Source organism: Cyanobacteriota bacterium, from assembly GCA_027618255.1.
Lineage (GTDB): Bacteria > Cyanobacteriota > Vampirovibrionia > LMEP-6097 > LMEP-6097 > JABHOV01.
On sequence record JAQCFG010000055.1, the window covers coordinates 1 to 14,268 of the forward strand.

Below are 14,268 nucleotides of genomic sequence, written 5' to 3' on the forward strand. Positions count from 1 at the left end.
TTGGTGATTAGTTCAGTGTATTGTGAGCCAAAATCAAGGATTAGGATCTTTGCTTGTTTGGTTTGTTGCATTGTTTGATTGCTTTTGGAGAGAGTTTCCATGGTATGACAAAATATCTTAGCATTTCTTACTAGTGTGTAAGAAGTATTTGGCTAAACAATTTTGACGTGAGGGTAAGCCGAAAAATATACAAAACTCATTTTCGAAGAAAATGCTGATTTTTTGCTTCTGTCGAGCGGATAAATTCGCTTAGCCAAATATTTTGCAGCGATTGGAGCCAAAGGTGATTAGCCGGGGATTTTGCCTTGGGCATAGAGTATTAAATCTGTAAACTCTCTTGCCGAACCCTTACCACCTTCTTTCTCCGTAATATAGTGAATATGCTCAAAAACACTATAGTGCGCGCCTGGCGGGCAAACAGCAAGTCCTACTTGTTCGAGTATTGGAATGTCAAGAGCATCGTCACCAATAAAAGCAATTTCATCAAGTCCGATTTTCATGGTTGCTGCAATTTCTTTTAGTTTTGTGAGCTTGTCATGAATTCCAGTGTGAACACTTTCTTCAAAACCAAAACCTTCAAAACGAGCATGCACATGAGCACTTTTGCGAGCTGAGATGATACAAAGTTCTAATCCAAATTGTTTGGCAAGTCTTAAACCATAGCCGTCTAGGGAGTGAAACTTCTTGAAGGCTTCGCCAGATTCATTCATGTAAATAGAACCGTCTGTAAGTACTCCATCAACATCAAAACCAATTAGTTTGATCTTGGCTGCTCTTGCTTTGAGTTCGTTTGAGATTTCTTTGAACATGTTTATAAATTAGCACAGAAAAGAGAGGCTAGCCTTAATAATTAAAATCCAAACTCTCAAGATCTGCTTTATAAATTTCCATTAAAGTGACATTGTTCTCAAATAAGCTAATTCCTTTGTTGGTTTCACTTTGAGCTTTGCCAAGTGCAGCAGCAGCAGTCATATTGGCATCTTCTAAGGTTATCGCCTTTGTTGATTTGTTCATGATTACAGAACCAAATTCTGCTGTCATTAAGTCTGAGTATTCATGTTTAAGTGATTGAGTCCAGCGATAGTTCACGCCAGCATCTGCAATTACGGCCAATCCGTCTTCACCGCCGAGGTTGATATGAAAAAAGATATAGTTCTCTTGTTCATTTTTAGGTAGCAACTCAGCCAAAAATAAAATAGGATTGCGCTTATTCCCTTGCCAACTCAAAAGAGCTTTGTGACTTGGATTAAACTTATTGATGATTTTTACAAAGCCATTGAGGTTGATGATAGTACCTTTAGGAGCTCTAAAAATATATTCATAGCTAAAGTCTTTGGTTTCTCTGTGCAGGACAATCTCGTTATCGATTGATTTGAGGTTTTCAAGTTCTTGATTGAGCTGTTGATAAAGTTCGCTGCTGGGTTCTATTTCTTTGAGTTTGTTACCGATAGCTTTGATGAGCTTGTCTCTTTTATTATCAAGGATTTTGAAACCATAGCCGTTGAATATTTTATCAAGACTAGCTTGATTGATTTTACTGATGTCATGGGTGAGTAAATCTAGCAAGATTTGCCTGAAATTCTCAAGACCTTGCCATATACTAATTCGTTCTTGGATCTTCTCCATACTATTAAGGATACACTGAAAATGCGATGTCCCAACCATTATCTGTTACGTGTTCTCTACGGACAGAACCTTTTTCATGGAGTCGACTCGAAAAACTTTGTTTTCAGCGTGTCTTTAATTATAATCCCAGAATTAAGTTAATTTATGCAGCTGGGTCAACTTCTTCGCTTTCTTCTTCATAGTTAGCCAGTAATGAACCTGGTCTTACAAACTCAACTTGAGTAGGACCAGTGCTTTTGAGCATGGTCTGCAATTCAATACCATTTTGGCTTAGTTTGAAATTCTCTTGAAAATATTTGGTCGTGTGAATAATATTAGAGTGTCCTTCTTTGGTTTTCTTGACTAAACCCATTTCGGCAAGTTCTTTAACATGCTCGTAAACGCCGCCGCCTCTAATTTTAACCAAGTCACTTTGTAACATTGGTTCTTTAAGCGCAATGGTCGAAAGAGTTCTAAGCACAGCCGTTCTCAGTTCGATCGGCAAAATATTTTCAGTGAGTGATTCAAACTGGTCACTGATTTGCATACAATAACCATCAGTGGTATCGATTACAAGGCCGCCATCACGTGCCTCGTATTCTTGTACTAATTGAATCAAGGCGTCTCTGACTAGGTTTGGATCAGCTTCTGCTTGAATAGCTAAGCTGTCTACACCTCTTGGCTTGTCACTCAGAAATAAAATTGCTTCTAGTTTAGCTTTAAGGTCTCGTAGCCTTGAGCTTTTGGCTTCATTGATTACCGTGTCAACGGCAAAAGCGTTGGCTCTTGGATTGATGTCAGTATATTCATAGCTTGGTATATGATCAAAGCCAGTGCTTATCCCAAAATCGAAACCCGAGCTTGGCAAAATTTTGCTAAGCATGTCTTTGCTGCTACTGTCTAAGTCCGAGTTGTTAAGATTGAGGTTCATATATCCAGAGGTCTCCATAAAATTCTTCTTGTTTTAGTTCTATCTTTGCGTCGTGCGCCAGAAAAATAATTGCAAGAAAAGCGTTTGACCAGTTGCCAACAATTTGAACTAGTTCTTTGAATTCCATGCCATTTTGTGTTTGTAGCTTTCTTGGTAGTATGAGTTCAAGTTGTTCGATACATCCTTCCAGATCTTCGGCGTGAACCAAGTCTAGTAAGTCGTCACCAAGCTCAGGTTCAATTATATGGTAGCCATCAAGATCAAGAAATTTTTGTTGCTTGCGATATTCGCGAGTTTCTTCTTCGTCTCTTGCTTCTTGCAGTGCGGCAATTAGGTCTTGGAGGGTTACTTTTCTAAAGCGCTTGGCTTTTTGAATGAATCGTCTGCGCAGTGCGGCTTCTAGATCATTAAAAGTGATTTGTTTATTTTGTCTTCGTGCCAGCTCATCTTCAAGCATGGCGTCATCATCAAGCTCTCTGTGAAGACCAATGTTGAGAGCATCACTACTTTGACTCATTAGGATGTCGCTTTTCATTCTCAGCAGTACTGATGCGTAGAATATTGCCTTGCCGGCTTCGCGTAGAGTTTCTCCTGGATTGTTTTTGATTGCCTTGAGGTAAACACTAGTTATGCTTTCGAGGTTAAGATCCCAGGGATCGATGTCTCCTTGTTTTGCAAGGTCAACTAAGATCTCGAGATTAGGTTCGTTTTTGAGATTGCGTTTGATGATATCAAGTTCACTTTCTTCCTCTGTAGATCCTCTGTTAAAGCCATCTTGATTTTCATTAGCAAGTCCTTCCATTGCAAGAACTGCAAGTGAACCTTCTTTGGCTTGACCAGCAAGTCCGCGAGAAGTCATATTGAGCTGGTCAACTTTGTCTTTATAAAACTCTTTGATCTGGTCTTCGCTCATCTATTATCCTTGTAAAACTAGTTCAGGAGCTAGGTCAACATCCTTAGCCATAATATTTTGTACGCCGATTACTTTACTGTAGCCCTTGCTGTTGACTGATACACCAACTGCTCTATCAGATTGTTCGAGCATAGGTCTTCTGTGAGTTACAACAATAAACTGAGTGTTTTCTGCGTTGCGTCTGATTTTGTGCGCTAGTCTATCAACGTTAACACCATCAAGCGCAGAGTCAACCTCATCAAAGGCATAGAAAGGAGCAGGGTTACACTGTTGTAATGCAAATAGAAAGCTGAGTGCAGTAAGTGATTTTTCGCCACCACTCATGGCTTCAAGTCTTTGCATTTTCTTGCCGCGTGGTTGAGCTTTAATGACTAAGCCACCACCAAAAATCTCTTCAGGATCTTCAAGTATTAAAGCCCCTTGCCCAAAGGATAGATCAGCAAAGATTTCTCTAAAGTATTCATCAATCTTGTTAAAGTTGGTGAGGAAGCAAGATTTTTTCTCGTTTTTGTAGCTGCCAATTTTTTCAATTAGCATTTGGTATTCTTCATCAAGAACGATTTTTTTCTTTTCGATCTCGGCCTTGCGTTCTGCTACGTCATCATATTCATGGATCGCATGCATGTTGATTGGTTCCATCGCGCGCATTTGTTTTTCAATTCTAGTTAATTCGGTTTGTAATTTACCAAGATCTTCTTCAGGGATGTCTAGCTCTTCGAGTTCAGGATGTTCTTTAAGTTCCTCAAGTAATTGCTCTAAGTGCTCATTGATACTAATAAGTTTTTTCTTGTTTTCAACGATTTTAATAGCAGTCGATTCAAGAGTGCTATTAATTTCTCCCTTGCGTTGCCCGAGTCCTAGCAAGCAAGATGAAACTTCTTCACGCTTGCCGTGATGCTCACTGAGCAGGGCTCTGAGCTTTTCAAGCTCTAGGTCCAGCAGGGCTAGTTCTTCATTTGCCCTAGTGATTTTTTCTAGGTGTTCAGGTTTTTGGGCTTCTAGTTTTGCTAGTTCCTCTGTCGAGATTGCCATTTTGCTTGTGAGCTTGTCTATATTTTGAGAACCAAAGTTTTTCTCGACTTCTAGAGACTTAGATTCATTGATGACGTTATTGAGCATTGTTTGATAACGCTTAGCTTCAACCTCAATCTCTCTTGATTCTCTAATGATAGATTCAAATTTGGAGTCTTGCATTTGAGCAGCAAGTTCTTCTAGCCCACCTGCTTCTTTTTCGATGTTGGTATCTATAGTATTGATTTTACGAGAGTAGTTTTCTTTTTCACCAGAAAGAGTGTCAATTTTGTGAGCGCAGTCGACGATTTCTGCCTTCTCTTTTTCGTAGCTTAGTTTGAGACTTTCCATTTGAGCTTCGGTGATGCCACTCTTGGCTTGTTTGTCAGCGAGGTCTTCTTTGAATTTACTTAGTTTGGCTCTTGATTCGTCTAATTGGGTTTCAAGATCTTCAAGTTCTGTTTGAAGTTGTAGAACGAATTTGCTCAGCTCTGTTTGCTGCTCTTCCAGTCTAATTCTTTCTCTGCCAGTATCAGCGCCAAAATGAATATTCGACTTGATCGCAGCGCCACCAGTCATGGCACCACTTCTTTCAATCATGTCACCTTGCATAGTTACCATGCGGTAACGTCCGATTAATTTACGAGCAACTTCTAGGTTTTTGACAACTAATGTATCAGCAAAAGCGTAGAAAAAAGCATCTCTGTATTCATTGCCGTACTCAACTAGATTAATAGCCCAGTCAATAACACCAGCTTCTTTTGGTAGTGGATATTCGCGTCCTTCTCTTAACTTATTTAAGGGTAAGAAAGTGGCTCTACCAGCTTTACGCTCCTTGAGAAATTCAATACATTCTTGACCGACATAGTCATCATCTACCACTACTGAGCGCAATCTACCACCAGCAGCTGTTTCAACCGCTACTTGATGTTTGCTGTCTACTCTTCCCAGCTGGGCTAGAGTACCATGTACCCCTTCAATATCAAGTACCATTTCTACGGCTCTACCAAAACCTGCAGCGTTGGCAGCTTGTTCTTGACCGTCAAGGTTAGCTAGTTCGGTAGAGACTTGGCGAAGTTTGGTCTCTTGGTTTCTAATTTCTTCTTTAGTTTCTTTGCTTTCTTCCCTGAGAGTTTCAATATTGCGACTATGGAATTCAATGTTTTCTTTAAGTTCAATTCCGCCAACAGTATCAAAGCCAAGTTGTAATTTGTGCATCTCGTTTGAAGCTGCTTCAGCAGCTTCTCTATGCTTTAATAGTTCCGCGTTTAATAGTGTAATTTTCTCATCAAGTCTTGCTTGTTTTTGTTCTTCTTCAGATTTTTGAGCTTTCAGTGCACTGACCTTGTCTTGAATCTCTATAACGCTTTGAGTGCTCAAGTTAGAGTTTTTACTTTTGGAAAGAATTTCTTGTTGCAACTCTTCATAACGAGCTTCTTCGGTGTTGATATTCTCTTTGATACTGACGATCTCGCTAGCGTATTCTTCCGCTTTGAAATCAATTGTTTTAAGAGAACGTTTAAGTTCTTTGATTTCTTTTTCTATATTTATTTGTTCGGCTTGTTGGTCGGCGATTTGTTTTTCAATGTATTCAAGAGCACTTTCTTCTTTTGTGATTTGGTTTCTAAGAACTTCTCTTTTACCGTTGAGCTCATCTTGTCTCTTGCCGCCAAGCTCTTCAATCTCTTTCGATAATCGATTAAGTTCAAATTGAGCTTCAGACATCTTTTCGTTGATTTCTGTTTGTTCTATTTGTAGTTGGATTTTCTTCTCTTTAAGTTCCTCAAGCTCAGTCTCTGTCTGGGTTTTATTGTTACGCACTTGTCTGATTCTAATAGCCAAGAATTGTCTTTCTAGTTCAATGCGACGCTCTTTTAGTTCTTGATATTTAAGTGCTTGTTCTCTTTGCTCGGCTAGAGTTGCAAGCCTTTCGTTAAGTTCTTTGAGAATAGTTTCTTGTCCTTCTATTCTTTCAACTACAATTTCAAGCTCCCTGCCCGCAAGTTCAATCTTGCGATCGAATTCACCGATCCCCGCAATCTCATCAATGATCTTTCTTCTATCTATAGAATTCATGCTGATGATAGATGAAACATCACCTTGCATTACAACGTTGTAGCCCTTAGGGCTGATATTATATTTGCCAAGTTTGTCGTGAATATCTCTTAGGGTAGAACTTTCATCATTAAGAAAGTATTTGCTGTCGTAACCTTCTTTTTTGAGTTTGATTTTTCTGCGTACAGTAAGCTCTTCCCCTGTCGCTTCTTGTAAAAAAGTAACTTTGACTGAGCATTCATTACGCCCGCTTATATTATTCAGTAGATCTGTGAGCTTTTCTGCTCGCATATTACGCGTGCTAGTAAGTCCAAGTGCAAACATTAAAGAGTCAACAACATTGGATTTTCCTGAACCATTTGGTCCAGAAATGGCAGTAAAACCATCCAGAATCGGGATTATAGTTTTTTCGCCAAAACTTTTGAAATTATCGAGTTCTATTTCTTTAATACGCATTGAGTATGTCTTAGGATTCTAGCTTCACTATACAGAGACGTCTAGTATTGTTAAATGCTCCTCTATAAGATTAATACATTTTTACCGAAATGGCTATTATTTTATCTGATTTGTTTAGAATGGACTTGAAACCAAGGGTAATTGCTTACCCCTAGTGGTTAGATTAAATTTCATTAAGCAGAAAACAAATCATAAAATTAGCCGTCACACTATATGTAGGGTTGAGATCTTTGCAGTACACTGTATCTTGGGTCTTGTGAAAGTTCCCAGTTCAGTTATAGTTAGTAATTCAGAGAGTAAATAAGAAAGGATAATAATGGTACAACAACAAGCGTTTGAGTTAGAGAGAAAAACAGTAGAGGCCGGTAAGCCTACTCAGGACAAATACAACAGTATCGTAGAAGCGTTATCAGCGAATGATATCCGTTACGCTAGAGACTTATTACTACAACAAATTAAATTAAGAGTGGGGCAAAACGCAAGTTGGGATTCTCCTCAATACCGCGGGGACAAAGGTATACAAAAATCTATCAAGCTTGATTACACTAGAGATAGCAAGCTTACGTTTTTTGGACTTGAGACCATGCGTGATCGTTATTTTTTGAAAGATGCCAAGGCTGATATTTGTGAAGATACCCAAATGTTTTTTGCTCGAGTCGCAACCGGCGTGTCGCGAGGCGATAAAGAGCTTGCACAAGATCTTTATGACCTTATGTCTAAGAACTGGTTTATGCCAGCGACTCCAGTCTTGGTTAACTCCGCAACAAACAGAGGTGCACCAATTAGTTGTTTTTTAAATACAGTTGGTGATTCGATTTCAGATATTTTTAAAACCTATGAAGAGAATGCTTTTCTTGCCAAAGGCGGTGGTGGTATCGGCACTGATTGGTCTTCAGTGAGAGGGCATAACTCGCGGCTTTCTACTGGTGGTACTTCATCTGGTACCGTTCCATTTTTGAAAGTGATGGATAGTGCGACTCTTGCTGTTTCTCAAGGAAACACAAGAAGAGGTGCTGCTGCAGTTTACATGCGCATTGATCATCCTGATATTGAGGAGTTTGTTGATATTAGACGCCCGACTGGTGGTGATGAGAATCGTCGTTGTCTAAATTTGCATCATGGAGTGATAGTCTCTGATGAGTTTATGAGATCTGTAAGAGCCAAGACTAAGTTTGAGCTTAGATGCCCGCATACCGGTGAAGTTGATAGAAGTGTAGATGCTTTTGGTTTGTGGAAACGTATTCTTAAAAATAGAGTTGAAACAGGTGAGCCTTATATCGTTTTTATTGATACGGTCAATCGCACTGTGCCAGAGCATCACAAGGAAAAAGGTTTGTTTATAACTCAGTCTAATTTGTGTTCTGAAATTACTTTACCAACTAATAGAGAGCGCACGGCTGTTTGTTGTCTTGGTTCACTTAATCTTGAAACTTGGGATGAGTGGCAGCAAGAGAAGGATTCTGTTATTGCAACAGCTGTTAAAGCTCTTGATAATGTACTAGACAATTTTGTTGGCAAAGTAGACTCAAGAGACTACAAGCGTGCTATTCAGTCTGCTGTAAATGAGCGTTCTGTTGGTTTGGGCGTGATGGGTTATCATGGCATGTTTATGAAGCATGGGATTGCTTTTGAAAGTGTTGCAGCTAGAGCAATGAACAAAATGGTTTTTAAGGCGATTCATGCCTCAGCCAAAGAAGCTAGTCGCCAGCTTGCTATCGAGCGCGGCGCTTGTCCAGATGGCGGTAATCAGCGTAATAGTTATATTCTTTCTATTGCACCGACTGCCAATATCTCCATTATTTGTGGTGGTGCAAGTCCTTGCATAGAACCGATTGCAGGGAATGCCTACTTACAAAAAACTTTGAGTGGTAGTTTTCTTGTTAAAAATAGATTTTTGGAAGATGTTCTGAAAAAATATGGCAAAGACAATAATGATACTTGGCGCAAAATCATTGAGTGCAAAGGTAGTATTAAGTCATTGGATTTCTTGTCAGACGAAGAGAAAAAGATTTTCAAAACTGCTTATGAACTAAATATGATGGAAGTTGTGATTCAAGCTGCTGAAAGACAGAAATATATTTGTCAGTCACAGTCATTGAATCTGTTTTTGAGCTCACCAATTAGTGGTAAGTTCTTAAATGAGCTGCACCTTAAAGCGCATGAGCTTGGAGTGAAGACCTTATATTATCTACGATCTGAATCCGTGATTGAAGCAGATAATGTGGATAGTTCATCTGTGCGCAGGCAAGTTGGTAACACCGCTACTAGTGGTGGTAACTACGAAGAATGTTCGGTGTGTCAATAATATGGACAAGGAAGATTTAAGAAAAGCAATGCAGCAGGCACAGGAGATGCAGCTTGATTTAATCAAGGTACAAAATGAGCTTGCGCATACTGAGATTAGTGGTCATTCTCATAACTCGAAGGTGAGAGTTTCAATGTCAGGCGAGGGCAATTTTTATTCAGTGAAAATAGATCCGGTTTTACTTGCTGAAGGTTTATCCTCTGTTGAAACTAATATTCTTGAAGCACTCAAGGATGTTACTGCTAAAGCTGCTGATATGACGAAAACCAAGCTGGCACAAATATCTAAAACGATTGATCTTTAATGAGATATGCAAAACCACTTGAGGATTTGATTGAGGAGTTTCGTAAGTTCCCGAGTATTGGACCTAAATCGGCTCAGAGAATGGCATTCACTTTGCTCAAAAAATCACCGGATCAAGTTGCCAAGTTTACTAAAATCATCCAAGATGCAAAGTCACAAATATCATATTGTGCTAATTGCTTTAATTTAAGTTCAAATGAGTTTTGTAATATTTGTAATGAGGCGAGAAGAGAACAAAATCAAATTTGTGTTGTTGGGACTGTTAAAGATTTGATGGCGATTGAACGCACTCACGAGTATCGCGGTCTTTATCATGTTTTGGGTGGAGTGATCTCACCGCTTGATGGTATTAGTGCGGATGATCTTAATTTACGTGCATTAATTACTCGCATTGCTAATTTAACAGATTCGATAAGTGAAATGGAAATAATCCTGGCAATTGGGCTTAGCACAGAAGGCGAAGCGACAATGCTTTATATCAAACGTTTACTTGAACAACTTGGTCCTGGACTTAAGATTAGAGTAACTCGACTTGCGCACGGTTTGCCAGTTGGTGCCGATCTTGATTATACTGATGAGATGACTTTGACCAAGGCGCTTGAAGCGAGGGTGCTGGCTTAATGCCTTGTCCCTGTGGAACTAAATTAGAATATCAAGATTGTTGTGAGCTTTATCATAATGGTCTCACGAAGCCAGAGACGGCTGAGCAATTGATGCGCTCGCGTTATAGTGCTTTTGCCAAGAAAAATGAGCAGTATGTTTTGGATACTTGGCATATCAGTAAAAGAAGCAATGAGATTAATCTCAAGAAGGATCTTACTTGGTGGCTCGGTTTGGAGATTTTGAATACTAGTTTAGGTCAGGCTGGAGACACAACGGGAGAAGTTGAGTTTATTGCTAGTTATAGATTACGTAAGAAAGAATATAAGTTGCATGAACGTAGTAGCTTTGTTAAGGAGGGCGAGCAGTGGTTTTACGTTGATGGAGTGCTTCTAAAATAGAGTTTGTCATTGCCAGAGAAGCAATGCAATGACGCTATGCTAAAATCTTAGCCATGAGTTTAGACAGAGAAGAAGTAATCAAAATCGCCAAGTTGGCCAACCTTAGATTGACTGATGAGGAGATTGACAAATACTCTGGCGATTTAAACGCAATACTTGGCTATGTTGAGCAGTTGCAAGAGCTTGATACTACTGGGGTTGAACCTATGATTGGTGCGATTAATCATAATAAAGAATTACGTGAAGACAAGGCTGTTGATTCTGGCTTGCAAGCTAAGATGCTTGAGAATGCACCGGATAGTGACGGAACGGCTATCAAAGTGCCGCAAATGAGCTAGATTTTTTAAAACAAATATGTTAATATAAGTATCGAGCTCAACAAGCATTAATTGTGCCTAGTCTGAGCTTTAAGAAAAGGTCTGCTAGTTAGTAGGGAATTGAAAATCTAATGTCAACAAAGTATATATTTGTTACCGGTGGTGTTGTAAGCAGTCTTGGCAAGGGCATCGTTGCAGCGTCTCTTGGGCACCTTTTAACTGAGCGTAATTATAAAGTATCAATTCAAAAACTAGATCCATACTTGAACGTTGATCCAGGGACGATGAATCCTTACCAGCATGGTGAGGTTTTTGTTACTGAAGATGGTGCTGAGACAGATCTTGATCTTGGGCATTATGAACGTTTTATTGATACCAATCTCAAACAAGCTAATAGTGTTACTTCTGGGCGTATTTATTCAGATGTGATCTCCAAAGAGCGCCGCGGTGAGTATCTTGGTGCCACTGTGCAAATGGTGCCGCATGTAACTAACGAAATCAAAGAAAAAATCAGAAATGCAGCTAAAGAAACCGCTGCTGAGATTTTGATTGTTGAGGTTGGTGGTACTGTCGGTGATATTGAGAGTTCTATTTTTATTGAAGCGATTAGGCAGTTTAAAAACGATATCCCGCGTAATGATACGGCTTATATCCATGTGACTTTGGTGCCGCATCTTAAAGCCGCTGACGAGCTCAAAACCAAGCCTACTCAGCACTCTGTAGAGTTGCTTCGTTCTAAAGGGATTCAGCCTGATGTGATTGTTTTAAGGTCTGACAAGTCTATTCCCAAAGCATTACGCGAGAAAGTAAGTCTCTTTACTGATGTACCTGTCACTAATGTAATTGAGAGTAAGGATTGCAAGAGTATTTATCAAGTGCCTCTTGTTATGCAAAGAGAAGGGCTTGCCTCTTGTGTACTTGCCAAGTTGAATTTAGAAGACAAGAAACCAGATCTTAGTGTTTGGAATGAAGTTGTTGCTAAGCTAACTAATTCAGAATACCCTAAGCTGAGAATAGGGCTCGTTGGAAAATATACCAAGCTTTCGGATGCTTATATCTCGGTTTCCGAGTCTATTAGACATGCTTGTGCTGCTCAAGATCATGGTGTTGAAATAGTATCGATTCTTTCGGATGATTTGGATAGTTATGCAAGAGCCGAAGAAATGCTTTGTGATCTCGATGGTATCGTGGTGCCTGGTGGTTTTGGTGATAGAGGAATTGAAGGTAAGTTGAATGCTGTTCGCTGGGCTAGGGAAAACAAAAAACCATTTTTGGGACTTTGCTTAGGATTGCAATGTGCAGTTATTGAATTTTCTCGTAATGTGCTTGGTCGCAAGAACGCTAATAGTGTTGAGTTTGATGTAGCAGCAGCAGATCCAGTGATTCACTTGATGGAAGAGCAAAAAGATATTGAAGACAAGGGTGCAACAATGAGATTGGGACTTTATCCTTGTAAGATCAAGCCCGGTACTAAAGCTCATCAGGCTTACGGTTTCGATTTGATTCAAGAAAGACATAGACACCGTTATGAATTCAATAATGCTTATAGAGAAGAGATAGAAGCCAATGGTATGGTGATATCAGGCACTTCACCAGATGATAGTTTGGTTGAGATGGTTGAGATTTCTGATCATCCTTATTTTGTCGCCTGTCAGTTTCATCCTGAGTTTCTTTCAAGACCAGGTAAGCCACATCCGTTGTTTAGTGGTTTGGTTAAAGTATTGATTAAGCAGGGCAAGGAACTTAGTCAAAAAGCAAGTTGAGCTTGCTTAGAACTTAAAACAAATTAATATTGGACTAAGAAAAGCGCTTTAGTTTGATTCTAATAAGTCTTTTGGCTTTACTCTTCTTTACTATGGATGCAAGGGCCGCTATGCCTGATTTTGCTGCGATCAAACAGGACTTTGTTACTCGTTTTATGACGAAGAAAGAAGCTAAAGTCGCTAAGCCAAAGCCAGTTAAAGTAACCAAAAAACCAAAAGCTCCAAAAAAAGAATGGAAGTTTGACTTTCAAAACAAGTTTATTGAAGACATGAAACACAAGTGTGCTAAGAAGAAAGAAGTAGAGCCTAGTGAACAACAAACCAAGACTGATGCAAATGCCTTTGTTCATCTGGTAATGTTGGGCTTGGAACCACTAATCCCCAAGCCAAGCTTGATGTCGTTGGTGATATTAAAACTAGAGAGCTTGTCGCACAAAACTTGAGTACTACTAATGCCATGATTGATAGTCTTGAAGTTAAAACAAAAACTATAACTAGTTTGTTGTCTTTGACGCCGCAACTGATCGCGCCTGCTGTTGCTCAGGTTGGTGATTTATATTCTTATCAAAGTGCTACTCAAATAGCTTTGTGTCTATATTCACCAGCTTATACTTGGATTACAGTTGGTGGGACGGCTGTTTGTCCGTAATAATTATAGTTTTAACTAACAGCATATCTACTTTGATCTGCTTCAGTTTTTTGATACTCCCAGTCACTGTATTCAAGCATACTTAAGACGAACATCAAGAGGATGAGTCGTTTGATACTTTGTTGTTCGATGCCGGTGTAGTCCGCCTTCTTCTCGTCCATAAGGTTGATCAAATCTGTTTCATCTTCTGGTAAAGCTTTATCCAAGATTCTTGTAGCCTTTATTTTTAATTCTTCTATATTGGCGAGTAGACTTTTGTTTTTGAGCTGACCTGGGCTACCAATGGTGATCTTGGTTTTGTCGAGCTTATCTGTTTCAAAGCCATATAGGATTTTAGAAATCGCAGCTGTTTTTTCTGGACTTGATGGAGCATTGATAAATTCCGGAGCAAGCACTTGTCTAAGTACGGTTGTTTTATCAATGTTGATATCCGTATTAATATCACCAAGATCTTCAATGTCAGAAATAAGAGAATTGGTTTTGGGGCTATCTTTTGTACCAATATCAAAACTAATCGAACCATCAACATTCGTGATTTCTTCGTAACCATAGAGGATCTTAGATATTTCTTCTTGTCTTTCAATGTTAGTTCCAGTGCTCTTGAGTTCACTGGTGAGTGATTGAGCGAGTTCTGCCTGTAAGTATTGTTTGGTGATTAGTGAGTTTTCTAGTTGTGCAAGTACTTGTCCTTTGCCTTCTTTGTCACCAAAGACATTGCTTATGTTATCTGCAAGCCCATCAATACCGTTGATGACATTTTCGATATCAATAAAATCATTTATTTCATTACCGTCTAAATCAAAGTCTGTTGTTTTGAGCGTGTCGTTGAGTTCATCTTGGATCTTGTCTAGTTCTTCATTGTTGAGAACATCGTTACTAAAATCCTTATAGAGTTTTTTGGTATATCTTTTGAGTATTTGATTGTCATTTTGACCAGAGATTTCAGCAGTTGTTGCTTT

The 14,268-nt window shown here is 39.2% G+C and carries 14 protein-coding genes; 8 read left to right on the forward strand and 6 right to left on the reverse strand.

Annotated elements, in window-relative coordinates; translation table 11 throughout:
* Positions 1-287 precede the first annotated feature (287 nt).
* From O3C63_07755 to smc, 5 genes are all read right to left on the reverse strand, one after another.
* Positions 288-809: an HAD hydrolase family protein gene (locus tag O3C63_07755; protein MDA0772822.1), complete on the reverse strand. Its 522-nt coding sequence runs from the start codon at positions 807-809 to the stop codon at positions 288-290.
* A 34-nt stretch (positions 810-843) separates the two neighbouring features.
* A complete protein-coding gene (locus tag O3C63_07760; protein MDA0772823.1) occupies positions 844-1,626 on the reverse strand; it encodes a hypothetical protein in 783 nt (260 codons plus the stop codon).
* Between the two features lie 142 nt (positions 1,627-1,768).
* The gene (locus tag O3C63_07765) at positions 1,769-2,554 is read right to left on the reverse strand and encodes an SMC-Scp complex subunit ScpB (GenBank protein ID MDA0772824.1); all 786 of its coding nucleotides are present in this window, start codon (positions 2,552-2,554) and stop codon (positions 1,769-1,771) included.
* Positions 2,520-3,449 carry a segregation/condensation protein A gene (locus O3C63_07770; protein MDA0772825.1) on the reverse strand — a complete coding sequence of 310 codons (930 nt, stop codon included), beginning with the start codon at positions 3,447-3,449 and terminating at the stop codon, positions 2,520-2,522. Before O3C63_07770 ends, O3C63_07765 begins: the two co-directional genes overlap by 35 nt.
* A 3-nt stretch (positions 3,450-3,452) precedes the next feature.
* Positions 3,453-6,971 (reverse strand): chromosome segregation protein SMC, encoded by a 3,519-nt coding sequence (gene smc / locus O3C63_07775; GenBank protein ID MDA0772826.1) that lies wholly within the window; start codon positions 6,969-6,971, stop codon positions 3,453-3,455.
* Between the two features lie 316 nt (positions 6,972-7,287).
* On the opposite strand from smc, the gene O3C63_07780 reads away from it, so the two are divergent.
* The 8 genes from O3C63_07780 (at position 7,288) to O3C63_07815 (ending at position 13,309) form a co-directional block, all read left to right on the forward strand.
* Positions 7,288-9,276: a ribonucleoside-diphosphate reductase subunit alpha gene (locus tag O3C63_07780; GenBank protein MDA0772827.1), complete on the forward strand. Its 1,989-nt coding sequence runs from the start codon at positions 7,288-7,290 to the stop codon at positions 9,274-9,276.
* 1 nt (position 9,277) lies between these two features.
* Positions 9,278-9,580, forward strand: coding sequence for a YbaB/EbfC family nucleoid-associated protein (locus tag O3C63_07785; GenBank protein ID MDA0772828.1), 303 nt, complete (start codon positions 9,278-9,280; stop codon positions 9,578-9,580).
* A complete protein-coding gene (recR, locus tag O3C63_07790) occupies positions 9,580-10,200 on the forward strand; it encodes a recombination mediator RecR (GenBank protein MDA0772829.1) in 621 nt (206 codons plus the stop codon). Before O3C63_07785 ends, recR begins: the two co-directional genes overlap by 1 nt.
* Positions 10,200-10,580, forward strand: a complete 381-nt coding sequence (locus O3C63_07795) for a YchJ family protein (protein MDA0772830.1) — start codon at positions 10,200-10,202, stop codon at positions 10,578-10,580. Before recR ends, O3C63_07795 begins: the two co-directional genes overlap by 1 nt.
* Before the next feature lie 53 nt (positions 10,581-10,633).
* Positions 10,634-10,918: an Asp-tRNA(Asn)/Glu-tRNA(Gln) amidotransferase subunit GatC gene (gene gatC, locus O3C63_07800; GenBank protein ID MDA0772831.1), complete on the forward strand. Its 285-nt coding sequence runs from the start codon at positions 10,634-10,636 to the stop codon at positions 10,916-10,918.
* A 110-nt stretch (positions 10,919-11,028) separates the two neighbouring features.
* The gene (locus O3C63_07805; protein ID MDA0772832.1) at positions 11,029-12,660 is read left to right on the forward strand and encodes a CTP synthase; all 1,632 of its coding nucleotides are present in this window, start codon (positions 11,029-11,031) and stop codon (positions 12,658-12,660) included.
* Positions 12,661-12,752: 92 nt separating this feature from the next.
* Positions 12,753-13,103 carry a hypothetical protein gene (locus O3C63_07810; GenBank protein MDA0772833.1) on the forward strand — a complete coding sequence of 117 codons (351 nt, stop codon included), beginning with the start codon at positions 12,753-12,755 and terminating at the stop codon, positions 13,101-13,103.
* Positions 13,100-13,309: a hypothetical protein gene (locus tag O3C63_07815; protein MDA0772834.1), complete on the forward strand. Its 210-nt coding sequence runs from the start codon at positions 13,100-13,102 to the stop codon at positions 13,307-13,309. The genes O3C63_07810 and O3C63_07815 overlap by 4 nt, the downstream gene beginning before the upstream one ends.
* An 11-nt stretch (positions 13,310-13,320) precedes the next feature.
* Here O3C63_07815 and O3C63_07820 read toward each other — a convergent pair.
* Positions 13,321-14,268 (reverse strand): hypothetical protein (locus tag O3C63_07820; protein ID MDA0772835.1); only part of this gene is annotated, 948 nt, incomplete at its 5' end.